This is a genomic window from Pseudonocardia sp. DxW (genome assembly GCF_058448985.1).
In genome coordinates this window covers 1-23,451 of record NZ_JBZFLK010000017.1, presented here as the reverse complement: position 1 = coordinate 23,451, position 23,451 = coordinate 1, and the positions used below count along the sequence as shown (strand labels likewise).

Below are 23,451 nucleotides of genomic sequence, written 5' to 3'. Positions count from 1 at the left end.
CGCCTGCTCACGCAGCAGCACCACCCGCGGGGGCGGTACCGGTTCGCCGGTGCCGCCCCCGCGGCGTCGGCGTCCCCGCCTGCCGGTGTGCTCCGCCGGCTCCCCGTCGTCAGGGTGAGCTCCGGGCGGCCGCGCTGGCGGCCGCGCAGGTCCACCTCCCGGCCGCCGTGCGCGGCGGGCCCGTCCCGTTCGCCGCGGTGGTCGAGCCGGCCCCGACGCCGGTCCGACCGAGCGGCTGGCGAACTGGTCCGGCCACCGGCGCTGAGCGACCGTGTCCCGACGCGACCCCCTGGCGCGTCGGGACGTCCTGTGCCGCCGGCCGTCATCCGACCGGGGCGACCAACCAGACGGCCAGGTAGACCAGTGCCGCGGCGCCGCCGGTGGCCAGGGTCAGCACCAGGACCAGGATCCGGAGCAGCGCGGGATCGACGCCGAGGTCCTCGGCCAGGCCGCCGCAGACGCCGCCGAGCATCCGGTCGGTGGCGCTGCGGCGCAGCCGGAACGCGGCGAGCCGGTCGCCGAGCGCCGGCCCGCCCGCGCGCGGCGGGACGGATCCGGCACCGGATCCGGTGCCCGGACCGGCATGCGGGCCGGAGTACTGACCGGCGTGCGGGCCGGAGTACTGACCGGCGGCCGGGCCGGAGTACGGGTCGGCGCCCGGGCCCGTGTGCGGGGCGGCAGCCGGGCCGGTGTGCGGGCCGGTGTGCGGGTCGGAGTACTGACCGGCGTGCTGGTCGGCGGCAGTGGCCGTGGCCGACGCCATGGGCTGGTCGGCGGCCGGGCCGGCGCCGGTGTGCTGACCGGCAGCCGGGGCGGCGTGCTGGTCCGTGGCAGTGGCCGTGGCCGATGCCGCCGGCTGATCGGCGGCGGCCGGAGCGGCGTACCGGTCGGTGGCCGGGTCCTGCGCTGCGGGGTCCTGCGCTGCGGAGTTCTGCGCTGTGCTGTCCATGTATCCCACGGTGCCCGGCGCGCGCCGCCGCGGACTCCGGATCGCCCCGGAGACCGACCCCGGACCCGGGGCCTGCGGGATCAGGGACGCGGGTGCCGGCCCCCTCCGGGCTGCGGCGGCTCCGCGGCGCGCCGCGGCCGCGGCGCAGCGGTCCCCTCGCCGCCGCCCGGCTGCTCGTCCGGCGGGCCGGGGGACTCCCGGTCGCGCATCCGGATCATCCGGCCGAGGACGAGCGCGACCGCCAGGCCGACGAGCACCCACGCGGCGAGGCCGACGAGGACCCACATGGTCGTCGACACGCGTCCCTCCCCGGATCGAGCGGCACCGGAACCGCCAGTGTGCCCGTGAACACCTCGGCGCGCCGGGTTCGCGCCCCCATCGGGTGCCGGTGTGTCGGCCCTGCGGTCAGCCGGCGTCCGGGAGCGCCGGGCCCAGCAGGTCGTCGGCGTCGACGATCCGGTAGGCGTAGCCCTGCTCGGCCAGGAACCGCTGCCGGTGCGCCGCGTAGTCGGTGTCCACGGTGTCCCGGGAGACGACCGAGTAGAAGTGCGCCTGCCGTCCGTCACCCTTGGGCCGCAGCAGCCGCCCGAGCCGCTGCGCCTCCTCCTGCCGGGAGCCGAAGGTGCCGCTGACCTGCACCGCGACCGTCGCCTCGGGCAGGTCGATCGAGAAGTTCGCGACCTTGGAGACGACCAGCCGGTCGATCCGGCCGCTGCGGAACTCCTCGAACAGCCGCTCCCGCTCCCGGTTGCGGGTGGAGCCCTGCACGATCGGCGCGTCCAGCTTCTCGCCCAGCTCCTCCAGCTGTTCCAGGTAGGCGCCGATGACCAGGGTCGGCTCGCCGCGGTGCCGGTCCAGGATCGCCTGCACGACGTTGAGCTTGGTGCGCGCCGTCGACGCCGTCCGGTAGCGCTCCTCGGAGTCGGCGGTCGCGTAGGCCATCCGCTCGGCGTCGGTCAGCGTGACCCGCACCTCGACGCACTCGGCCGGGGCGATCCAGCCCTGCGCCTCGATGTCCCGCCACGGGGCGTCGTAGCGCTTCGGCCCGATCAGCGAGAACACGTCGCCCTCGCGGCCGTCCTCGCGGACCAGCGTCGCGGTGAGCCCGAGCCGGCGCCGGGACTGCAGGTCCGCCGTCATCCGGAACACCGGCGCGGGCAGCAGGTGGACCTCGTCGTAGACGACCAGGCCCCAGTCCCGCGAGTCGAACAGCTCCAGGTGCTTGTACTCGCCCTTGGTCCTGCGCGTCACGACCTGGTAGGTCGCGATCGTGACCGGGCGGATCTCCTTGCGCTCGCCCGAGTACTCGCCGATCTCGTCCTCGGTGAGCGAGGTCCGGGCGACCAGCTCGCGCTTCCACTGCCGCCCGGCGACGGTGTTGGTGACCAGGATCAGCGTGGTCGCCCCGGCCCGGGCCATCGCGGCCGCGCCGACCAGGGTCTTGCCCGCGCCGCAGGGCAGCACGACCACCCCGGAGCCGCCGTCCCAGAACCCGTCGACCGCCTGCTGCTGGTAGTCGCGCAGCGTCCAGTCGTCCTGCACCAGGTCGATCGGGTGCGCCTCGCCGTCGACGTAGCCGGCCAGGTCCTCGGCCGGCCAGCCGACCTTGAGCAGCGCCTGCTTGAGCCGGCCGCGCTCGGACGGATGGACCACCACCGTGTCGTCGTCGATCCGGGTGCCCAGCATCGGGCTGATCTTCTTCTGCCGGAGGATCTCCTCCAGCACCGCGCGGTCCAGCGCGGTCAGCACCAGGCCCTGGGTGGGGTGGTTGGACAGCTGCAGCCGCCCGTAGCGGCCCATCGTGTCGACCACGTCGACCAGCAGCGGCTGCGGGACCGGATAGCGGGCCCACCGGACGAGCGCGTCGACGACCTGCTCCGCGTCGTGACCGGCGGCACGCGCGTTCCACAGGGCGAGCGGTGTGACCCGGTAGGTGTGCACGTGCTCCGGAGCCCGCTCCAGTTCCGCGAACGGGGCGATCGCCGCGCGCGCCTCGGCCGAGTCCGGATGGTCGACCTCCAACAGAAGGGTCTTGTCGGATTGCACGATCAGTGGACCGTCGGTCACGGAACGGATCCCTTCGACGTCGGTAATCGGAGCAGTGCAAGACCGCCGGGCGACGAGCGGAGACGAACGGTCGGCGTGCGTCACGTCACGTGATCGGACGGTGAGGGCTGCTACGCCGCTCGGGACCACCCCGTCGTGGGGGCTAGACTCCTGAGCCGTCCGTCATGCACAGACGAGACCCTGCACGATCATATCCGCCCGGCTCCCCCGGAGCGCGGCAGCCGCCGCATCCGTGTCGGCGCGGGGAACGGTCGGGAGGGTTCGTCGTGACCCGAAAGGCGCACCGGACCCGCTGATGCTCCCCCTCCGCGACGCCACACGGCCGGCCCGGCCGCCCGCCGCCCGCCGGGAACACCCGGGAGCGCCCTTGCCCGTGCCCGGACCGGAGACCGACAGGGAGACCGCGCCGTGACCACCGTGACCAACACGGAACGCCCGACCACCCTCTCGGAACGACTCGACCCCCGGAACTGGAGCCTGGTCACCAAGCTGGTGGTCGTGGGCCTGGTCCCGACGGTGCTCGCGCTGAGCATCGGCGCGATCCGGGTCGTCGACCAGGCCAACGTGGCCGAGGAGCTCGGCCGCGGGAGCGGCCTGGTCCAGGTCCACCAGCAGATCGAGACGCTCACCGGGGCGCTGCAGGCGGAGCGCGACGTCGCCGCCACCTTCGTCGCCGGCAACCGGCTCGGGGACCGCGCGCACGTCGACGGCGCGCAGGCCACGACCGACGAGGCACTGCGGAACACCACCGCACAGCTCGACGCCGCCGAGGAGCAGGAGCCGCAGCTGGCCGCCGCCCGCCGGCAGGCCGAGACGACGCTGGGCCAGCTCCCGGTGATCCGCTCGCAGGTCGCGGGCGGCCCGACCCCCGCGGCCGACGTGACCACCCGCTACACCTCGATCGTGCAGCGCACGCTCGCGCTGGACCGGGCGCTGGTCGGTCGCCTGCAGACCGCCGACACGGCCGGTCTGACCACCGCGATCGCCGCCGGCGCCACCGCCCGCGAGTCGCTCCAGCTGGAGCGCACCGTGGTGAACACCGCGCTCGCCGCCGGTCAGCTCGACGAGGCGTCCCGGGCCCGGATGAACACCGCCGAGGCCGCCTTCCGCACCGCGGCGGGCGACGTGCAGCTGGCGCTGACCCAGGACCAGGCGGGCGCGTTCGGCGACTTCGCCGCCGGCCCGGTCGACGCCGAGCGGACCGCCCTGCGCGACCAGGTGCTGGCCACCCCCGCGGGTGAGGCGCCGCAGGTCGACGCCGCCGTCTGGAACACCGCGGTGGACCGTTCGACGCAGGCGGTCGACGAGTCGACGCAGGCCGCGGAACAGGCCTTCGTGGACCGGCGGACCGCCGCCGCGGAGCAGGCGGGCAACACCGCCGGCCTCAACTCCGTGCTGCTGATGCTGACCCTGCTGCTCACCGGCGGCATCATCCTGCTGCTCGGCAGGCAGATGGTCCGCTCGCTGCGGCTGCTGCGCAGCTCGGCGCTGGACGTCGCGGAGCGCAAGCTCCCCGCGGCGGTCGAGGGCATGCGCTCCGGCCAGGCACCGAACGCGCTGGTCGAGCCGGTGCCGCTGGACAGCCGGGACGAGATCGGCGAGGTCGCCAGGGCGTTCGACGCCGTGCACGGCCAGGCGATCCGCCTGGCGGCCGACCAGGTCGCACTGCAGCAGAACGTCAACAGCATGTTCGTCAACCTGTCCCGGCGTTCGCAGGCGCTGGTCGAGCGCCAGCTGCAGCTGATCGAGCAGCTGGAGAGCAACGAGCAGGACCCGGACCAGCTGTCCAACCTGTTCCAGCTCGACCACCTCGCGACCCGTATGCGGCGCAACAGCGAGAACCTGCTGGTCCTCGCCGGCACCGACCTCGCCAAGCGGAACGTGGCGCCGGTGCAGGTGGTGGACGTGCTGCGGGCCGCGGTGTCCGAGGTCGAGCAGTACCAGCGGGTCGTCGTGCAGACCCCGCCGAACGCCACGATCGCCGGCCGCGCCGCGAACGACCTCGTCCACCTGCTGGCCGAGCTGCTGGACAACGCGACGAACTTCTCGCCGCCGGACTCCCAGGTCATCATGAGCACCACCCGGACCGCGGACGAGTCGCTGCTGATCGAGATCTCCGATCGCGGTGTCGGCATGCTCGACGCCGAGCTGGCGGACGCGAACCAGCGGCTCTCCGGCCCGGCCGAGGTCGACGTCTCGGCGTCCCGCCGGATGGGCCTGTTCGTGGTCGGCCGGCTGGCCGCCCGGCACCGGATCGGTGTCCGGCTGGCGTCGGCGGCGGTCGGCAGCGGTTCCGGCGGGCTGAACGCCTCGGTGACCGTCCCGGCGAACCTGGTGCCCTCGGCGCAGCTGCCCGAGCAGCGCCGCGACGGCGGACCGGCCGCGGCCCTGCCCGCGGCCCCGGCCCCGCAGGCCCCGCCGCCGCCGGCCCCGGAGCCGCCGGAGTCCCCGGCCCCCCGTCCGGCACCGGACGGCGGCGACCGCCGGGTCGCGATGAACGGTTCCGGTCGCGGCGGCTCGCTGCCGTCGATGGTCGCCGGGTCCGACGGCCCGCTGACCCCGACGTTCGAGGCGGGCAGCACCGCCACCGGCGGCGCCCGCAACGGCTCCGCGGCGGCGCTGCCGACCCGCAGGCCCGGCTCGTCGCTGCGCAAGAACGCCCCGGAGCCCACCGGCGATGCGGTGAACGGGACGGAGGCCGCGCCGAACGGGTTCGCCCCGGGCGGGCTGCAGGCCTTCGCGCCGTCCCCGGGAGCACCGGCGGGCGATGACCGCACCCCGGCCGACGTCTTCACCCCGGCCGGCGACCCGGTCACCGGTGGCAGCGGTCCCGCGGGCACCCCGGGCGACGGGGCGCTCCCGCCTCAGGGCACCGGGCCGGACCTGCCCGGCGTCCCGGCCGGCGGCCGTGACGGCGCGGAGCCGGGCTCCGGCCACGGCTCCGGGTACGACCACGGCCCGGACCTCGGCACGGACCCTGACACGGACCACGGCACGACCGACGGGACCGACACCTCCGACGCGGCGGCCGACCTGGCCGGCGGTGCCGGCGACCCCACCGGCACCGCCGACACCTCCGACGACGCCGCGGCGGCCGAGCACACCGCGGCCGGCAACGCCGTCTCCGCCGGCGACCCCGTCGGCGGCACCGACATGGCCGACCCGTTGGCCGACGGCGCCGACGCGGCAGCGGACGGAGCCGGCACCCGGAGCGGCGCCCAGAACGGCACCGAGAGCGGCAGCAGCACCGACAGCAGCACCGCCACCGACGCCGCCGGGATCCCCACCACCGAGCGCGCCGGGAGCGTCGCCGCGGACGGCACCGGGACCGACCCGGCTGCTGCCGGGGACCGGACGCCCGCGGACCGGTCCGGGATGGGCCCCGCGGCCGCGCTCGGACTCGGCGGTGCCTTCGCGGCAGGTGCCGCGGCCGCCCGGCGCGGCGACCGCGACCTGGACGACACGGTCGTCATGGACGCCGCCACCGAGGACGGCCCGGCCCCCGCCGACGCCGCGGCGGCCGGGACCGCTTCGACCGGGGCCGCGTCCACCGAGCCCGCGGACGCCGGAACCTCGAATGCCGGAACCTCGAATGCCGGGACCTCGAATGCCGGGACCTCGGACGCCGGGACCTCGGACGCCGGGACCTCCGGTGACGCCGACGCGGGCGCCGGGGAGTCCCCGGCCGGCACCGCCGAGATCGCCGGGTTCACCGAGGGCACCGGGACCGCCGCACCGGCCGGCTCCGGCAGCACGGACACCACCGACGCCGGCCCGGACGGCGGCGCCACCGGCCCGGCGACCGACGACGAGCGGACCGGCGACCGGCCCGGCGACGCGCCCGGTTCGGACGGGTCCACCGGGTCCGCCCCGGCCGCGCCCGCACCGGGCCCGGCGACCGACACCCGGTCGTTCCCCGCGGTCCGGCCCTCCGGCCGGGAGCCGATGGGCGGCCCGCCCGGGACCCGGCCGAACGGCAACCGTCCCGGCCCGTCGCCGCGTCCGGTGATGCCGGGCGGCCCCGGCCCGGGCCTGCCCGTCCGCCGGCCCTCGCCGGGCCCCGGCCGGGGCGGCCCGGTGCCGCACCCGGACGGCGCGCTCACCCGCGGCCCGAACGGCGCCCCGCTGCCCAAGCGGCCGGTCACCGCACGCGGACCGGCCGAGGGCAGGCCACCGGCCGGGCGGCCGGGACCGAACCAGGACGAGCTGTTCGCGCCGAAGGTGCCGGTCGAGGGTGACCGCGGCCAGCTGCGCCGTCCGGGGGCCCTGGAGGCGGCCCGGTCGCAGCAGAACGGCTTCGACATGAGCCAGACGACGCCGATCTTCGACGACATCGCCTCGGCCTGGTTCCGGTCCAACCGCTCGGTGCCGGTCCGCTGGCAGGACGGCTCGCCCGCCCAGGCCGACGGTCCCGCGGCACAGCCCGAGGCGCCGTCCGGACGGACCGGTGCGGCGGGCTTCTCCTCCCCGGCCGACGACGCCTGGCGGCAGGCCCGCGAGGTCGCCGGTGAGGAGCCCGGGACCGACGAACCGGACGAGACCACCTCGGCCGGACTGCCCAAGCGGCGACCGCGGGCGCGGTTGATCCCCGGCAGTGCGGCAGGATCCACCGTGCTCAGCCCCGCTCCGGCAGGCGAGTCGCGGAACGCGGAGAGCGTGCGCGGCCGGCTGGCGAGCTACCAGCAGGGCGTGCGCCAGGGCCGGGAGAGCGCGTCCGGCAGGCAGTACGCCTCGCGCACGACGACCGACGGCACCCCCGAGCCGTCCGGTGACCGAACGAACCAGTCCGACCCTGAGGAGAACCAGTGAGGGCACCGCAGGCACAGCCCAGCCAGAGCCGTTTCGGCTGGCTGGTCACCAACTTCGCAGAGCGTGTCCCCGGCGTCGCGCACGCGATCGTGGTGTCGGCCGACGGGCTGCTGCTGACCGCGTCGGACCGGCTCCCGCGGGACCGGGCCGACCAGCTCGCGGCGGTCGCGTCCGGCCTGATCAGCCTGACCCAGGGCGCGGCCCGCTGCTTCGACGCGGGTGGTGTGGTGCAGACCGTGGTCGAGATGGACCGCGGGATCGTGCTGCTGATGTCCATCAGCGACGGTTCCTGCCTGGCCGTGCTGGCCTCGCCGAGCTGCGACATCGGCCTGGTCGGCTACGAGATGACGCTGCTGGTCGACCGGGTCGGCCAGCTCCTCACGCCGGAGCTCCGCGCGGAGCTGCAGGGCTCGTTCGGTCCCTGAGCAGACGTCATGACCCCCATCGCAGCAGGATCGGCCAGGGTAGGTGAGATCCGATGACACAGGACCCGGGCGGGCAGGGCCCCGAGCCCACGTTCGCCGACGTCATGAACGGGTTCAGCCTGGACTCCAGGCGCAAGCCCAGAAAACGGCGATGGGGCTGGGGCCGGGCCGGGGACGACGTACCGGAGGAGAGCCCCCGGCAGGCGCCGCCGCCGTCGCCCGCCGAGATGACCGGACCGATCAGCGGGTCGGCCGCCTACGGGCTGCCGCCCACCCCCGGTGAGCGGGACGCGATCCGCGGCGACCAGCCCTCCCCGTACCCGGGTCCGGCGGCCGCGCCGCCCCCGCCCGCTCCCGGTGGGGCCTCGTTCGTGCGGCCCTACGCGTGGACCAGGGGACGCACGAAGTCGGGCTACGAGCTGGCCGTCGAGACCCTCGTCTCGGTCAGCAGCCGGGCCCGCAACCAGCTGGAACGGCTGCCGATGGAGCACCGCACCGTCGCCGACCTGCTGGCCGAGCAGACCCGCTCGGTCGCCGAGGTCGCGGCGCTGCTCTCGCTCCCCCTGGGCGTTGCCCGGGTACTGCTCGGGGACATGGCCTCGAGCGGCACGGTGACCGTTCACCAGACCGCGAGCACCCCCGGCGACGTGCCGGACCTCGCGCTGATGGAAAGGGTGTTGAGTGGACTCCGTCGGCTCTAGGCCACAGCCGCCACAGCCGCCCAGGCCCGTCGCGCGTACCGCGACGATGTCGGCCAAGATCGTCGTCGCCGGTGGGTTCGGCGTCGGCAAGACCACCTTCGTCGGGTCGGTCTCGGAGATCATGCCGCTGACCACCGAGGCGGTGATGACCGAGGCGAGCTCGTCGCACGACGACCTCTCGGCCACCCCCAACAAACGTTCGACGACGGTCGCGATGGACTTCGGCCGCGTCTCGCTGGACTCCGACCTGGTGCTGTACCTGTTCGGCACGCCCGGCCAGCAGCGCTTCTGGTTCATGTGGGACGACCTGGTCCGCGGCGCGATCGGCGCCGTGGTGCTGGTCGACACCCGCCGGCTGGCCGACTCGTTCGCCGCGATCGACTTCTTCGAGGACCGCAACCTGCCGTACGTGATCGGGGTGAACGTCTTCGACGGTCACCTGCAGCACGAGCTGGAGGACGTCCGCGAGGCGATGTCGATCGACCCGTCCGTCCCGATGGTGGTGTGCGACGCCCGGCACCGGCAGTCGACCAAGGAGACGCTGATCGCGCTGGTCCAGCACGCCATGCACCAGCGGATGGCGGCCGGCGCCCGCTAGCGCTCGACCGGCGCGATCGACGTGATCCGGTGCAGCTGGATCCGGCGCAGCTCACCGTCGAGCGCGTCCCGGCCCTCCACGACGCCCCCGCCGACCGAGGTGGGGGCCAGTACCCGGTCGCCCGCGACGCCGTGGCTGTCGACGAACCCGATCCAGACGGTCCGGCCCTCGCGCACCGCGGCCTGCAACGAGGCGAGGTTGCCGGTGGACCCGGTGGCCTCGCGGCGGCCGGCGACGCTGTCCCGCACCCCGGCGAGCGCATCCCCCGCGCGCAGCCGCTCGACCAGCTCGTCGGTCCGGTCGACGGGGCCGTCCGCCCCGGCCGCTCCGGCCCGCGGGCCGGCCCCGCGCCGCCGCGACTCCGCCCGCCTGCCCCGGGCGGCCAGGTCGAGCACCGCGCCGCCGGCGTCCTCGGCGGCCGGGCTGAACCCGGCGGCCCGCAGCCCGTCCAGCACCTCGGCCAGCGGCAGCGAGCTCACCAGCACGGTCGGCGCGATCCGGCGCAGGCCCAGCTCCGCGGTGCCCTCCTTGGCGAGCACCTCGGAGAGCAGCACCTCGTCGTCGGAGCGGAGGAAGCAGGCGACGGCGGCGCCGCGCAGCCTGCCGTGCCGCCGGGCGACGTCGTCGACCAGGTAGGTGAGGGTCTGCGGGACCGGTGTCCGGGAGCGCTGGGCGAGGAGGTCCTTGACGTCCTCGGCGGTGCGGCCGGTGTCCAGCGCGCGGCGCAGGCTCCGCTCGGTGAACCGGTAGACGGTGGCCCCGCCCGCCGACTCGACCTCGGCGATCATCGCCAGCTCGTGCGCCAGGTCGGCGGACAGCCGGCCGGGTGCGACGGCGGTCAGGTCGGCCTGCAGCAGGATCTCCTCGACCGGTGCGGGCAGCGCCGCGTGCAGCGCGGCCGCCACCGCGGTCGGGTTTCGCGCCTCGCGGGTCGCCGGATCGAGCAGCACCCGCCCGGCGGTGGTCAGCGCGTCGAGCGCCACGACGCCGATGCCGGTCGCCTCGGCGACCGTCCAGCTCACCAGCTCGTCGCGCAGCCGGCCGCCGCGCCGCGGCGCCGCCCAGGCCAGGATCCGGGCCAGGTCGGCGGCCGAGCCGACCGAGGTGCCCGGCGGCAGATCGGCGAGCGACTGCAGGATCCGCCGCCGGTCCCGCGCCGCGGGCGGCCTGCGCGGCCCGTCGGAGAGCGCGGTGACCGGCTTGTCGGCGTCGTCCCGGCGGCCGACCAGCCCGGGCAGCCGGGGCAGCTCCAGCCAGGTCCGGGCCAGCACCGCCCAGCGCGACTCCTCGGGCGCGCTCCCCCAGATGTCCGACGACGGCGTGGGCAGCCACTCCGGCGTGGTCGAGTCGCTGTCGCCGATCAGGTCGGCGCCGTGCAGGACCTCCAGGATCAGCGCGGCCGTCGCCTCGTCGGTGTCCGCCGCCTTGGCGGCCCGGCGCAGGTCGCGCACCCCGAACCCGCCGGAGCGGAGCACCCCCGGCCCGTCGGTCGCCAGGAACTCCAGCACGAGATCGACCCGGCGCAGGAACTCCAGCGCCGCACCGGCACCGGTGCCGTCCACGACGGACGGATCCCGCTCGCGCAGCGGCACGTCCGGCCGGGACAGGTCGAGCGGGCCCATCGGGCGGTCGCCGCGCAGCGCGAGCGCCACCTGCCGGGGCAGCTCGACGGTGTCCGGGTCCCGGCGCAGCAGCAGCCCGCGCGAGACCAGCGCGCCGACCGCGCCGGACCCGTCGCCCGCGCCGCGCGAGCGCCCGATCGGCGGGCCGGCGGCGAGCACCTCGAGCACCTTGCGCTCCTCGGCCGTGACCTCGGCCAGCAGCGCGTCCAGTTCGGAGCCGGCCGGCCCGGCCGCCTCCCGGCCGAGCCCGGCCGGGAACGGCCCGACCACCTCGGCGGCCGCCGGGACCGTGGCGAGCGCGTCGTCCGGGCCCCACACCAGCGCCCTGGCGCGCAGCGGGACCAGCCCGTCGGCGAAGGTCCGCCGGTCGACGTCCGGGCCGAGCCAGCCGCGCGGCCCGCCGGTGGCCCGGGTGCCGTCCACCGGGGCGCGGGTCGCACCGGCCAGCACGAGCGCCTCCAGCACGGTCAGCGCGACCGTGCCGAGGTCCTCGCAGGCGCGTTGCACCGACGCCCGGATGGAGGCCCGGGTCGCCAGCACCGTGAGATCGGCGGGCGGGGGGACGGCGAGGTCAGGGCGCGCGCGGAGCAGCGCGGCGAGGAACCCGTCGTCCTGCCCGCGCAGCCACTCGACCAGGGACGTCTGCACCACCGCCAGGGTAGTCGGGTGGTGTGGGCCGCACCGGGGCGGACGGGGACGGCGGACGTCGGCGATACTGGGTGCCGACACTGGACGGCGACACCGCCCGATGCTGGAGGAACCGATGGCGTCCAAGCCCGCCGACACCAACCGGATCGACCCGAACTGGCCGCACCTGCCGGACGGCGGGCACGCGGTCACCGAGCTCATGGGCACCGTGCAGGGCAACATGTCGCCGTTCGGCGACGTCGAGTTCCCTGTGGACAGCGTGCCGTACGAGCACCCGGTCACCGAGATCAACCGCTGACCGTGGTCGCCGGACTGCTCCTCGCCGGTGGCGCCGGGCGTCGCATGGGCACCCCGAAGGCGCTGGTCCGGCTGCACGGCGAGCCGCTCGCGGTCCGCGCGGTCAAGGCGCTGCAGGCCGGCGGCTGCGGCCCGGTGACGGTGGTGCTGGGCGCCCGCGCCGACGACGTCACCGACGTGCTGCGGGCCGCCGGCCTCGGCACCGCGGGCAGCGACGTCGGCGTGGTCGTCGCCGAGGACTGGGACGAGGGGATGGGCGCCTCGCTGCGGCGCGGGCTGGGTTCGCTGACCCACCTGCCCGGCACCGGGGCCGCGCTGGTGCACCTGGTGGACCTGCCCGGGGTGGGCCCGGAGGCGATCCGCCGGGTCGCCGACGGCGCCGGCCACGCCTCGCTGCGCCGGGCCGCCTACGACGGCGTCCCCGGCCATCCGGTGCTGCTCGGCCGGGACCACTGGTCGGGCGTGGTGGGCAGCTCCGCGGGCGACGCGGGCGCCCGCGGCTACCTGGCCGGGCACCCGGCGCTGGAGCTGGTCGAGTGCGCCGACATCGCCGTCCCCGACGACGTCGACACCCCGGCCCAGCTGCGTCGGCTGGCCGGGGTGTCACCCGCGACCGGGGTCAGACGTTGACGACCTGACCCGGGTGGATCAGCTGGCCGGCACCCAGGTGCGGGTTCTTGGCCAGCAGGTTCTTCCAGTGCCCGACGCCGTGTGCGGCGGCGATCTTCCCGAGGGTGTCGCCGGCCTGCACGGTGTAGGTCCCGCCCGAGGAGGCCGGGGCGCTGAGCTTCACCCGCTCCGGGGCCTGGCTGCCGGCGTCGCGCTCGACGGTGCGCGGGGTGGCGGACCCGGAGGCACCGGTCTTCTTCGAGCACGACGGCCAGGCGTTCCAGCCCTGCCCGGCCAGCACCTTCTCGGCGACGGCGATCTGCTCGGCGCGGGTGGCCTGGTGCGCGGACGCGGCGTACTCGGTCCCGCCGAACGCCTTCCAGGTGCTCGGGCTGAACTGCAGCCCGCCGTAGTAGCCGTTGCCGGTGTTGATGGACCAGTTGCCGCCGCTCTCGCACTGCGCGAGCCGGTCCCAGGTGGCGTCGCTGGCCGCGTTCGCGGCCGGGACGATCGCCAGCATGGGGGCGCCGAGCACGGCGCCCGCGACGGCCGTCCGGGCGATCGTCCGCCCGGTCGTGCTGGGTTTGCGGTGCTTGCCGCGGTATCGAGCCATGGCACGGATCTCCCCCGTGGCGCCGTCCGACCTGCGCCCGGGGAGGTGGGCGCCGGATCCGTGGCCGGGGAGTGGCCGCCGGATCCGCCTGGCTGTCGGCCCTGTCCCACGTAGAACCTCGGGGACCGGTGGCCGCCGGACAGGGAGCACTGCGGCACCGGGGCCCGTCCGCGATCGGGGAGTCGGTCGGGCCGGACTCGAAGGTAGGTGACGTCAGGTCGACGCGAAAGCCGACGGCCACCCGGCGTGTCTTCGGACGTTCCGGACAGATCAAGATCGAATAAATGGTTTCCGCAGGTGGCAATGCCCGATCACGAACGCGAAACGCGCATCGGAACAGAGTTCTGTTAAGAACAAACGTGATGCACATCACACTTTATCGTGTGGCCGGGGTGCCGGGCCGACCACCCCGCGCGTGCGGCGCCGCCGTAGGGTCGGCGGGGTGAGTACCGAGCTCAGCCACGTCGACGAGGCCGGGGCGGCCCGCATGGTGGACGTCTCGGAGAAGCAGCCCGGGCGCCGCGCCGCGGTCGCCACCGGCGTCCTGCGGACCACCGCCGAGGTCGTCCGGCTGCTGGAGTCCGACGGCCTCCCCAAGGGCGACGCACTGGCCACCGCCCGGATCGCCGGGATCATGGGCGCCAAGCGCACCCCGGACCTGGTCCCGCTCTGCCATCCGATCGCGATCAGCGGGGTCACCCTGGACCTGGTCCCCGGCACCGAGGGCGCCCACGGCCGGATCGAGATCCGCGCCGAGGTGCGGACCACCGACCGCACGGGCGTCGAGATGGAGGCCCTCACCGCGGTCACCGTGGCCGGCCTCACCCTGCACGACATGATCAAGGCGGTGGACCCGGCGGCCGTGCTGGACGCGGTCCGGGTCGAGCGCAAGGACGGCGGCAAGACCGGGCACTGGACCCGGCCGGCGGACCGCTCGTGAGCGGCCGCAGCGCGCGGGTGGTCACCGCGTCGAACCGGGCCGCCGCGGGCGTCTACGCCGACCGGGCCGGGCCGGTGATCACCGAGTGGCTGCGTGCGCGCGGCTACGAGACCCCCGATCCCGCGGTCGTCCCGGACGGCGAGCCGGTCGGCGGCGCGCTGCGCGCCGCGGTCGACGAGAGCGTCGACGTCGTGATCACCACCGGCGGCACCGGCATCTCGCCCACCGACGCCACCCCGGAGGCCACCCGGGCGGTCCTCGACCACGAGATCCCCGGGCTGGCCGACGCGATCCGGCGGGCCGGCGAGTCCGCCGTCCCCACCGCGGTGCTGTCCCGGGGCGTCGCCGGGGTGGCCCGCAGGACCCTGGTCGTGAACCTGCCCGGCTCCCCGGGCGGGGTGAAGGACGGTCTCGGGGTGCTCGAGCACGTGCTCGACCACGCCGTGGACCAGCTGCGCGGAGGAGACCACTGATGGCAGCAGAGGTGCTGCGGGCCGCCGTCGGCGAGCAGCCGCTGGACGTCGACGAGCACGCCCGGCTGGTCGAGCACGCGGCGGCCGGCGCGGTCGTCACGTTCGCCGGGGTGGTCCGCGACCACGACGGCGGGAAGTCGGTGCACGGGCTGGAGTACAGCGCGCACCCCACCGCGGCCCGGATCGTCGCCGAGGTGGCCGAGCAGGTCGCCGCCGGCAGCCCCGGCGTGCGCGCACTCGCGGTGAGCCACCGGATCGGCCCGCTGGCGATCGGCGAGGTCGCACTGGCCTGCGCGGTCGCGGCCGAGCACCGCGGCCAGGCTTTCAGCGCCTGCGCCGAGCTGGTCGACGAGGTGAAGCGGCTGCTGCCGGTGTGGAAGCACCAGCGGTTCGCCGACGGCACCGACGAGTGGGTCAACTCGACCTGAACGACGCAGCGGCCCGGGTCCGCTCCGCGCAAGGAGCGGACCCGGGCCGTCGTCCGCCGGGGCGGGTGCTGGGGACACCGCGCCCCGCGCCGCGGCCCCGGATGGCGGTCCGGGGCGGCGGGAGCTCCTGCTCAGCCCAGCTTGAGGGTCTGCCCCACGCTGATCAGGTTCACGTTCGAGATGCCGTTCAGCGAGGCGAGCCGCGCGACCGAGGTGCCGTTCGCGGCGGCGATGCGGCCCAGCGTGTCACCGGCCTTGACGGTGTAGCTGCCGCCGCCGGACGACGCCGCCGGGGCGGCGGGCGCGGCCGGGGCCGAGGCGTTCACGCGCTTGCCGGGCTCGGCCGCGTGGCCGCGGATGCCCAGCTTCGACGAGCAGGCGGGCCAGGCGCCCCAGCCCTGCGCCGCGAGCACCCGCTCGGCGACCGCGATCTGCTCTGCCCGGCTGGCGTTGTGCGCCGACCCGGTGCCCCCGAAGGCGCGCCAGGTGCTCGGCGCGAACTGCAGCCCGCCGGAGTACCCGTTGCCCGTGTTGATCGACCAGTTGCCACCGCTCTCGCACTGCGCGAGCTGGTCCCAGACGCTGTCCGGGGCGGCGTTGGCGGTACCGGCGATCGCAGCCGTGGCGCCGACCGTGACGAGGCCCGCCACGGCCACGCGCAGGAGACTTCGGCCCTTGGGTCCCTGAGACATTGCTGTGCTCCCACCGCGCCGGCCCGGTCAGGTCACACCGCCGCGCAGTGGTCCCCGGGCACAGGTGTGCCCACCGTTCGTCGCCGGGGAGCGTCGATCGGGACCGGGGAGCGACGTCGACGACGCCCGCGGAAGTGTTCGCTACCGTCCCCGTCCCGTTCCTGGTCCTCGACGGACCGGGCTGCCGCAGGACGGGGGTGGTTCGGCGCGGCGGGCCCGGATGTTGGCTCGTTCAACTGGCCGCTCCGGTCGGACCGGCCGCCGAGAAAGGTGAATGCAGGAAAAGAATTCGTCAAACAGCGAGAGGGTGAGCGAAATCATGGTTGCAGGCTTGTAACTATCAGATCGACCCTAAAGCCGCTGGTCAACGACGTCACATCACGTACGTATCACGCGGGTATGAACTGTTCCTGATCGGAAGCACCTCGAACCTTCCGGGCCTCCCGCTCGTCGGTACGGGGATGGGCGCGTGCCGCCTGCCCCACCCCCGGCGGGGGTCCGGGACCTCCTGCTGTGGCCCTCCGCAGCACCCGTCCGGCATGCTGGTTCGGTGAACGACTCCGCACCCGCCGGCCCGACCGGCCCGGCCGAGCTCGCCGCCGCTCTGCGCGCGACCGGCTACCTGGCCGACGACGGGCTCGCGACGGCGACCTACCTGGCGATGCAGATGAACCGCCCACTGTTCTGCGAGGGCGAGCCGGGCACCGGCAAGACCGCACTCGCACAGGCACTCGCCCAGGTACTCGGCGCACCGCTGATCCGGCTGCAGTGCCACGACGGCATCGACGCCGGGCAGGCCCTCTACGACTGGGACTTCCCCCGCCAGCTGCTGCACCTGCGCACCCTCGAGGCCACCACCGGCACCGAGGGCACCCTCGATCCCGACACCGTCGAACACAGCCTGTACGACGAGCGGTTCCTGCTCGCCCGCCCCATCCTGCGCGCCCTGCGCACCAGCCCCTCGGTACTGCTCATCGACGAGATCGACCGCGCCGACGACGAGTTCGAGGCCTTCCTGCTGGAGGTGCTCACCGAGCACGCCGTCACCATCCCCGAGCTCGGTGAGATCCGGGCGCAGACACCGCCGGTCGTCGTCCTCACCTCGAACCGCACCCGCGAGGTGCACGACGCCCTCAAGCGCCGCTGCCTCTACCTCTGGCTGGAGCACCCGACGATCGAGCGGGAGATCGAGATCCTGCACAGCAGGCTGCCCGAGGTGCCCGAGCGGCTCGCCGCCGCCGTCGCGCGGGCGGTGCAGAAGCTGCGGCACAGCGACCTGATCAAGCCGCCGGGCGTCGCCGAGACCCTCGACTGGGCACGCGCGCTGCAGCTGATCGGGGCCCGGCACCTCGATCCGGAGTCCGCCGCACGCACCCTCGGCGCCGTGCTCAAGTACCGGGAGGACGCCGACCGCGTGCACAAGCAGCTCGACGCGCTGCTGGCGTCCTGACCGTGCCGCCGGTCGAACAGCTGCACGCCGACACCCTGCTCACCGGGCTGGTCGGCTTCACCGAGGTGTTGCGCACCGCGGGGGTGCCGGTGACCGGGGACCGGGTCGCGGCGTTCGTGGAGGCGCTCGACACGCTCGACGTGACCGACCGGGACCAGGCGTACTGGGCCGGGCGGCTGACCCTGTGCGGGGACCCGGACGACGTCCTGCGCTACGACCTGGCGTTCCCGGCCTGGTTCGAGCCGTCCCAGGGGCGCCGGGCGTCCAACCGCGACGAGCGGCCCCCGGCCCCGCCGAAGCTGGCCGCGCTCGTCCCCGGGCGGGAGGGCTCCGGCGACGACGACACCGAGGACGGCCCGCAGATCAAGGCCGCGGCCACCGGCACCGAGGTGCTGCGCAGCCGCGACCTGGCCGAGCTCTCGCCGGCCGAGCGCGAGCACCTGCGCCGGCTGATGGCGCTGCTCCGGCCGGAGCCACCGACCCGCCCGTCCCGCCGCAAGCGCCGCGCCCCGCGCGGCGTGCCGGACCCGCAGCGCACCCTGCGCACCGCGCTGCGCAACCAGGGCGAGCTGTCCGCGATCCGCCGCCGGAGCTCCTCCCGACGGCCGCGCAAGGTGGTGCTGCTGATCGACGTGTCGGGCTCGATGGAGCCCTACGCGGACGCGCTGATGCGGTTCGCGCACGCGTTCGTGCGCCGGGCGCCGCGCTCGGTGGAGGCGTTCACCCTCGGCACCCGGCTGACCCGGATCACCCGCGAGCTGCGCCAGCGCGACGCCGAGCGCGCGCTCGGTGCGGCCGGGAAGGCGATCCCCGACTGGTCGGGCGGGACCCGGCTGGGTGAGGTGCTCAAGGCGTTCGTGGACCGCTGGGGGCGCCGCGGGGCGGCCCGGCGCGCGGTCGTCGTGGTCTTCTCCGACGGCTGGGAGCGGGGCGGGACCGAGCTGCTCGGCGAGCAGATCGAGCAGCTCTCCCGGCTCGCCCACCGGCTGGTCTGGGTGAACCCGCACGCGGGCAAGGACGGCTACGCGCCGGTCCAGGGCGGAATAGTCGCGGCCCTCCCGCACTTGGACGATTTGCTGGCCGGGCACAGCCTGGACACGCTCGAGAAACTTCTGAAGGTGGTCAGAGATGCGTGACGTCATCGACCAGCTGGAAGGCTGGTGGCGCAAGGGCGAGCCGGCTGCGCTGGCGACGGTGGTCGGGACCTTCCGCTCCGCGCCGCGCCAGCCGGGCGCGTCGATGCTCGTCGGACCCGGCGGCGAAGCGGTCGGATCGGTGTCCGGCGGCTGCGTCGAGGGCGCGGTCTACGAGCTCGGCCAGCAGGTGCTGGCCGAGGACCGACCGGTGCTGCAACGCTACGGAGTCTCCGACGACGACGCGTTCGCGGTCGGCCTGACCTGCGGCGGGATCCTGGACATCTTCGTGGAGAAGGTGACCCCGGAGACCTACGAGCAGCTCGGCCGGATCAGCGAGGCGATCCGGTCCGAGGAGCCGGTCGCGGTCGCGACCGTCGTCGCGGGGCCGGTCGAGCGGCTCGGGAAGCGGCTGATCGTGTGGCCGGACCGGGTCGAGGGCGGGACCGGTTCGGACCGGATCGACGACGCCGTGCGCGACGACGTGCGCGGGCTGCTCGACTCCGGCCGCAACGCCACCCTCACCTACGGCGTCAACGGCGAGCGCCGCGGCGAGGGCCTGCAGGTCTTCGTCGAGTCGTTCGCGCCACCGCCGCGGATGATCGTGTTCGGCGCGATCGACTTCGCGGCGGCAGTGGCCAGGATGGGCTCGTTCCTCGGGTTCCGGGTGACGGTGTGCGACGCCCGCCCGGTGTTCGCGACGGCCAGCCGGTTCCCCGGCGCGAACGAGGTCGTCGTCGAGTGGCCGCACCGCTACCTGCAGGCCGAGGCCGACGCGGGCCGGATCGACCAACGCACCGCGCTGTGCGTGCTCACCCACGATCCGAAGTTCGACGTGCCGCTGCTGGAGGTCGCGCTGCGGCTGCCCGCGGTCGGCTACATCGGGGCGATGGGCTCGCGGCGCACCCACGACGACCGGATCGAACGGCTGCGGGAGAAGGGCGTCACCGACGCCGAGATCGCCCGGATGTCGTCGCCGATCGGGCTCGACCTGGGTGCCCGGACACCCGAGGAGACGGCCGTGTCGATCGCCGCCGAGATGATCGCCCAGCACTGGGGCGGAGCCGGGATCCCGCTGGCCGAACGGGAGGGACCGATCCACGCATCCTGAGGATCCCCCGCTTTCGGAGAGGGCGGCGCACTCCCCCGACCTGCGGATCTCCCTGTACCGTGGGCCGCACGCTCGACAGCGGGAGGGGGGCAACGTGGTCCTCACCGGTCCATCCGGCAGCGCCGCGCGGGACACCGTGCTGGTACTCGACGGCGGTCCCGCGCATCCCGGCTCCGACGGCGGGTACACGGTCCGGTCGCCGGCCTGCCCGCCCGAGGCGCGCCCCCGGTTGTCGAAGTTCCACGCCCCCGAGATCGTCTTCGGGCCGGACTCGCTGCCCGAGTCGGCACACGCGGCCGTCCGACTGGGTGCCCGGCGGCCGTTCGTCGTCACCGACCCGGGCGTGACCGAGGCGGGCTGGCCGGCCGAGCTGCTGCGCCACCTGCGGTCCGCGGGCCTGCGCCCGCAGCTGTGGAACGAGATCACCCCGAACCCCAAGGACCACGAGATCCAGGCCGGGTTCGAGCGCTACCAGAGTTCCGGCTGCGACGTCGTGGTCGGCATCGGCGGCGGCTCGGTGATCGACGCCGCGAAGGGCATCGCGCTGCTCGCCGCGAACGGCGGCGCGATCGGCGACTACGAGGGCATCGACCGGATCTCCAACCCGATCCCGCCGCTGGTGATGGTGCCCTCGACCTCGGGCACCGGGGCGGACGTCTCGCAGTTCTGCATCATCACCGACACCGCCCGGCTCACCAAGATCACCATCATGGGCCGGGCACTGGTGCCGGACGTCTCGGTGATCGACCCGCGGCTGCTGGTCACCATGCCGGACTGGCTGAACGCCGCCACCGGGCTGGACGCGCTGACCCACGGCATCGAGGCGTTCGTCTCGCTGGCACACGGCCCGCTGACCGACACGCACGCGCTGCACGCCGTCGCACTCGTGCACGCCAACCTGCCGACCACCATGATCCGCCGGCAGGACGACGGCCCGCGCACCGCGATGGCCCAGGCCGCACTGGAGGCCGGTCTCGCCTTCACCAACGCGATCCTCGGTGCGACGCACGCGATGAGCCACCAGGTCGGCGGCATGCTGGACCTGCCGCACGGGCTGATCAACGGCGTGCTGCTGCCGCACGTCATCCGGTTCAACGGCGCCCAGGAGCCGGCCCGGTTCGTCCCGATCGCGCAGGCGATGGGCCTGCCGGCGCGGCCCGGGATGCCGGGCGACGAGGCCGTCGACATGGTCGCCACCGAGGTCCGCAAGCTCGCCGACGAGGTGGGCGTCCCGACCGGGCTGGCCGCGATCGGGGTCCGCGAGGCAGACGTGCCGCGACTGGCCCGGCTCACCCTGGGCGACGCCTGCCTGACCACCAACCCGCGCACGGCGAGCGTCGCCCAGATCGAGAACCTGTTCCGGGAGGCCCTCTAGTGCCGCCCGCAGCGTCCCCCGTCCGATGACCGCCGCGGCACGTTTCCCGAGCCGCCGGACGCCCGCGCCGGCCGCCGAGCGGGCGCCAGGGCCCCGGCCGCGGCCCGATCTCGACGCGCTCACCGGCCTGCGTTCGGGCAAGCCGTCGTTCTACCCGGAGTACCGGGTCAACGCCGAGCGGCTGCGCCGGGTCATCGGCTCGCTGGACCGGATCTCGGCCGCGCTGGTGCGCACGATGGAGGGTTCGGAGGCGCTGGTCCGCGCGGTCGCCGACGCCGCCGCCGATCACCTGTCCGCGGACTGGGTGGTGCTGGCACTGGTCGACGGGGAACTGACCGACGCCGAGCCCCGGCACGTGGTGATCGGGCCGGACGGCGTCGAGTGGTCCGAGCTGCGGCTGGTCCCGGACCGGGTGCGCAGGCACATCAGCCTGCTGCAGGGCGGCACCGGCGCCGAGGACGACGACGACTCCGACCGACGGCACCTGCACGTCCCGATCCGGTTGAACGGCCGCACCGTCGGCGGCTTCGTCGCCTGGACCCCGCCGGACCGGGAGATCGACGACACCGACCACTCGGTGCTGCGCATCCTGGCCGGCCAGACCGCGTCGGCGTTGCAGAACTGCGCCCTGCTGGACCGGGCAGAGCGGCTGCACGCCCGCACCGCGGCGCAGGCCGAGGACCTGCGCACCCGCAACGACGAGCTGATGCGCACCCAGCAGGCGCTCGGCGCGGCCCGCCAGCGCGAGGTGCTGGACAACGAGCGGCACCGGATCGCCCGCGAGCTGCACGACAGCGTCACCCAGTACGCGCTCTCCGCGGGAATGCACATCGAGCTGTGCCGCAGCGAGATCGACGACCCCCGGTTGCTGGAGCACCTGGACACCGCGAAGGACCTCACCCGGCGCGCGGTGGAGCAGCTCCGCTCGGCGATCTACGCCCTCAACGACGACGACCACGCCGACAAGGACCTGCCCTCGATGCTGCGGCAGCTGTCCACCGTGCACATGCCCGACGAGCTGCGGGTCGAGGTCACGATCGGTGGCACCCCGGTGGCGCTGCCGCACGAGCACGAGCAGTCGTTGTTCCGGATCGCCGGCGAGGCGCTGTTCAACACCGCGATGCACGCGTCGGCGTCCCGGGCGGTGGTGCGGCTGGCCTACCAGCCCGACCGGGTCCGGCTCTCGGTGTCCGACGACGGCGGTGCCGCCCCCGACCAGATCCGGCGCACCCTGCGCGCGGCGTCGGTCCGCGGCCCCTCCGGTGAGCATCGTGGACTGGTCAACATGGACGCGCGGGCCCGCGAGATGGGTGGCACGCTGCGGTTCCGCCGGTCCCGGATCGGCGGGCTGCAGGTGCAGGTGGACGTCCCGTTCGGGACGACCGGGAGGGAGACCCCGTGAGCACCACGGACGTGCGTGGTGGCGGGACCGCCCGCCGGGAGCCGCCGGCCGTCCGGCCGATCCGGATCGTGCTGGTCGACGACCACTCGATCATGCGGCAGGGTCTGCGCGCGGTGCTGGAACGCGAGGAGGACCTGCGGGTGGTCGGCGAGGCGGGCAGCGCCGCCGAGGCCATCGCCGCGGTCGCCGCCAGCCGCCCGCAGGTGGTGCTGCTGGATCTCAAGCTGGCCTCCGGGCCGCAGACCGACGGCCTGGAGGTCTGCCGCAGGCTGTGCGCCGACCATCCCGGCATCGGCGTGCTCGTGCTGACCACCTTCGCCGAGGACCGGCTCGTCGTGGAGTCGGTGCAGGCCGGGGCCCGCGGCTACGTCGTGAAGGACGTCGACACCACCGAGCTGGTCCGGGCGATCCGCGCGGTGTCCCGCGGGGAGAGCGCCTTCGACGCCCGCTCGGCCTCGGCGATGGTGCGCTCGCTGTCCGGCGGGATGCCGGACCGGGAGCGGCTCACCGATCGCGAGCTGGACGTGCTGCGGCTGCTGGCCCGGGGGCTGTCCAACCGCGCGATCGGCACCGAGCTGTTCATCTCCGAGACCACGGTGAAGTTCCACGTCGGGAACCTGATGCGCAAACTGATGGTGTCCCGGCGCGCCGAGGCCGTCTACGCGGCCACCAAGCTCGGGTTGCTCTAGGCCCGGCGCCGGCCCAGCCCGCCCCGCCCCGCCCGGCCCGCCCGGCCCGCCCGGCTCGGCCCGGCCCGGCGGGGACGTTCGTCCCGCTCAGCGCCCCCCACCAGGCGGCCCAGCCCACCCGGCGGCACAGTCCACCCGGCGGCACAGTCCACCCGGCGGCACAGTCCACCGGACGACACAGCCCACCGGGCGACACAGCCCACCCGGCGCGTTCCGCGGAACGCGGCCGGTGGGATCCCGGCCAGAGCCGGATCGGGTCGCCGGGCGGCCGGGCCCGGCCGGGACCCCGCAGTCGGCCGGGACACGGGTGACGTGCCGGGCGCGTTCCGCGGAACGCACGCCGGCCGCCGCCGCCGCAGACACCCCCGTGCGGTGCGCGGGACGCCCCCCGAACCACCCCCCCCCCCCCCCAACAAGGGC

At 75.2% G+C, this 23,451-nt stretch carries 19 protein-coding genes and 1 pseudogene; 14 read left to right on the top strand and 6 right to left on the bottom strand.

The window, feature by feature from the left end; all coding sequences use genetic code 11:
* Window positions 1-322 precede the first annotated feature (322 nt).
* The 3 genes from ACVJO7_RS24185 to ACVJO7_RS24175 all read right to left on the bottom strand — a co-directional run bounded on the left by ACVJO7_RS24185 (window position 323) and on the right by ACVJO7_RS24175 (window position 3,016).
* Window positions 323-949 (bottom strand): PspC domain-containing protein, encoded by a 627-nt coding sequence (locus ACVJO7_RS24185; protein WP_491674774.1) that lies wholly within the window; start codon window positions 947-949, stop codon window positions 323-325.
* A gap of 80 nt (window positions 950-1,029) precedes the next feature.
* A complete protein-coding gene (locus tag ACVJO7_RS24180; RefSeq protein ID WP_491674773.1) occupies window positions 1,030-1,248 on the bottom strand; it encodes a hypothetical protein in 219 nt (72 codons plus the stop codon).
* Between the two features lie 106 nt (window positions 1,249-1,354).
* Window positions 1,355-3,016, bottom strand: a complete 1,662-nt coding sequence (locus ACVJO7_RS24175) for a DNA repair helicase XPB (protein ID WP_491674772.1) — start codon at window positions 3,014-3,016, stop codon at window positions 1,355-1,357.
* A 408-nt stretch (window positions 3,017-3,424) separates the two neighbouring features.
* Here ACVJO7_RS24175 and ACVJO7_RS24170 point away from each other — a divergent pair, with 408 nt between their 5' ends.
* Genes ACVJO7_RS24170 through ACVJO7_RS24155 form a run of 4 tightly spaced genes read left to right on the top strand, consistent with a single transcriptional unit; the run spans window position 3,425 to window position 9,549 of the window.
* Window positions 3,425-7,825 (top strand): nitrate- and nitrite sensing domain-containing protein, encoded by a 4,401-nt coding sequence (locus ACVJO7_RS24170; protein ID WP_491674771.1) that lies wholly within the window; start codon window positions 3,425-3,427, stop codon window positions 7,823-7,825.
* The gene (locus ACVJO7_RS24165; RefSeq protein WP_085910464.1) at window positions 7,822-8,250 is read left to right on the top strand and encodes a roadblock/LC7 domain-containing protein; all 429 of its coding nucleotides are present in this window, start codon (window positions 7,822-7,824) and stop codon (window positions 8,248-8,250) included. The genes ACVJO7_RS24170 and ACVJO7_RS24165 overlap by 4 nt, the downstream gene beginning before the upstream one ends.
* 53 nt (window positions 8,251-8,303) lie before the next feature.
* Entirely contained in the window at window positions 8,304-8,951 is a 648-nt protein-coding gene (locus tag ACVJO7_RS24160) for a DUF742 domain-containing protein (RefSeq protein ID WP_344021119.1), read from the top strand.
* Entirely contained in the window at window positions 8,932-9,549 is a 618-nt protein-coding gene (locus tag ACVJO7_RS24155; RefSeq protein ID WP_425563600.1) for a GTP-binding protein, read from the top strand. Before ACVJO7_RS24160 ends, ACVJO7_RS24155 begins: the two co-directional genes overlap by 20 nt.
* On the opposite strand, the gene ACVJO7_RS24150 is transcribed toward ACVJO7_RS24155, so the two are convergent.
* Window positions 9,546-11,822: a helicase-associated domain-containing protein gene (locus ACVJO7_RS24150; RefSeq protein ID WP_491674770.1), complete on the bottom strand. Its 2,277-nt coding sequence runs from the start codon at window positions 11,820-11,822 to the stop codon at window positions 9,546-9,548. The genes ACVJO7_RS24155 and ACVJO7_RS24150 overlap by 4 nt on opposite strands.
* A 112-nt stretch (window positions 11,823-11,934) precedes the next feature.
* On the opposite strand from ACVJO7_RS24150, the gene ACVJO7_RS24145 reads away from it, so the two are divergent.
* Window positions 11,935-12,117, top strand: a complete 183-nt coding sequence (locus ACVJO7_RS24145; RefSeq protein WP_344021125.1) for a hypothetical protein — start codon at window positions 11,935-11,937, stop codon at window positions 12,115-12,117.
* A 2-nt stretch (window positions 12,118-12,119) separates the two neighbouring features.
* Window positions 12,120-12,746 (top strand): nucleotidyltransferase family protein, encoded by a 627-nt coding sequence (locus tag ACVJO7_RS24140; protein ID WP_491674769.1) that lies wholly within the window; start codon window positions 12,120-12,122, stop codon window positions 12,744-12,746.
* Here the strand turns inward: ACVJO7_RS24140 and ACVJO7_RS24135 are convergent.
* On the bottom strand, window positions 12,736-13,338 hold the full coding sequence (locus tag ACVJO7_RS24135) for a LysM peptidoglycan-binding domain-containing protein (protein WP_344021129.1): 603 nt from the start codon (window positions 13,336-13,338) through the stop codon (window positions 12,736-12,738). The genes ACVJO7_RS24140 and ACVJO7_RS24135 overlap by 11 nt on opposite strands.
* A gap of 442 nt (window positions 13,339-13,780) precedes the next feature.
* On the opposite strand from ACVJO7_RS24135, the gene moaC reads away from it, so the two are divergent.
* Both moaC and ACVJO7_RS24125 read left to right on the top strand, forming a co-directional pair.
* Window positions 13,781-14,278, top strand: a complete 498-nt coding sequence (gene moaC, locus ACVJO7_RS24130) for a cyclic pyranopterin monophosphate synthase MoaC (protein WP_344021132.1) — start codon at window positions 13,781-13,783, stop codon at window positions 14,276-14,278.
* A pseudogene (locus ACVJO7_RS24125) lies at window positions 14,275-15,179 on the top strand (molybdenum cofactor biosynthesis protein MoaE). Before moaC ends, ACVJO7_RS24125 begins: the two are co-directional and overlap by 4 nt.
* Before the next feature lie 131 nt (window positions 15,180-15,310).
* Here the strand turns inward: ACVJO7_RS24125 and ACVJO7_RS24120 are convergent.
* A complete protein-coding gene (locus tag ACVJO7_RS24120) occupies window positions 15,311-15,871 on the bottom strand; it encodes a LysM peptidoglycan-binding domain-containing protein (RefSeq protein ID WP_344021138.1) in 561 nt (186 codons plus the stop codon).
* Between the two features lie 550 nt (window positions 15,872-16,421).
* Here ACVJO7_RS24120 and ACVJO7_RS24115 point away from each other — a divergent pair.
* From ACVJO7_RS24115 to ACVJO7_RS24090, 6 genes are all read left to right on the top strand, one after another.
* Window positions 16,422-17,321, top strand: coding sequence for an AAA family ATPase (locus ACVJO7_RS24115; RefSeq protein WP_491674768.1), 900 nt, complete (start codon window positions 16,422-16,424; stop codon window positions 17,319-17,321).
* 2 nt (window positions 17,322-17,323) lie between these two features.
* Window positions 17,324-18,457: a vWA domain-containing protein gene (locus ACVJO7_RS24110; protein WP_491674767.1), complete on the top strand. Its 1,134-nt coding sequence runs from the start codon at window positions 17,324-17,326 to the stop codon at window positions 18,455-18,457.
* Window positions 18,450-19,565: an XdhC family protein gene (locus tag ACVJO7_RS24105; RefSeq protein WP_344021147.1), complete on the top strand. Its 1,116-nt coding sequence runs from the start codon at window positions 18,450-18,452 to the stop codon at window positions 19,563-19,565. The genes ACVJO7_RS24110 and ACVJO7_RS24105 overlap by 8 nt, the downstream gene beginning before the upstream one ends.
* Window positions 19,566-19,659: 94 nt before the next feature.
* On the top strand, window positions 19,660-20,940 hold the full coding sequence (locus ACVJO7_RS24100; RefSeq protein ID WP_491674766.1) for an iron-containing alcohol dehydrogenase: 1,281 nt from the start codon (window positions 19,660-19,662) through the stop codon (window positions 20,938-20,940).
* 25 nt (window positions 20,941-20,965) lie between these two features.
* Complete coding sequence (locus ACVJO7_RS24095) at window positions 20,966-22,342, top strand: MadS family sensor histidine kinase (protein ID WP_491674765.1); 1,377 nt, start codon at window positions 20,966-20,968, stop codon at window positions 22,340-22,342.
* Window positions 22,339-23,031, top strand: a complete 693-nt coding sequence (locus ACVJO7_RS24090; protein ID WP_344021153.1) for a MadR family response regulator transcription factor — start codon at window positions 22,339-22,341, stop codon at window positions 23,029-23,031. Before ACVJO7_RS24095 ends, ACVJO7_RS24090 begins: the two co-directional genes overlap by 4 nt.
* Window positions 23,032-23,451: the final 420 nt, after the last annotated feature.

Coding starts and splice junctions, on each gene's coding strand:
- ACVJO7_RS24120 (WP_344021138.1), bottom strand. CDS start 15,871: ATGTCTCAGGGACCCAAGGGCCGAAGTCTCCTGCGCGTGGCCGTGGCG.
- ACVJO7_RS24135 (WP_344021129.1), bottom strand. CDS start 13,338: ATGGCTCGATACCGCGGCAAGCACCGCAAACCCAGCACGACCGGGCGG.
- ACVJO7_RS24145 (WP_344021125.1), top strand. CDS start 11,935: ATGGCGTCCAAGCCCGCCGACACCAACCGGATCGACCCGAACTGGCCG.
- ACVJO7_RS24185 (WP_491674774.1), bottom strand. CDS start 949: ATGGACAGCACAGCGCAGAACTCCGCAGCGCAGGACCCCGCAGCGCAG.
- ACVJO7_RS24105 (WP_344021147.1), top strand. CDS start 18,450: ATGCGTGACGTCATCGACCAGCTGGAAGGCTGGTGGCGCAAGGGCGAG.
- ACVJO7_RS24160 (WP_344021119.1), top strand. CDS start 8,304: ATGACACAGGACCCGGGCGGGCAGGGCCCCGAGCCCACGTTCGCCGAC.
- ACVJO7_RS24095 (WP_491674765.1), top strand. CDS start 20,966: ATGACCGCCGCGGCACGTTTCCCGAGCCGCCGGACGCCCGCGCCGGCC.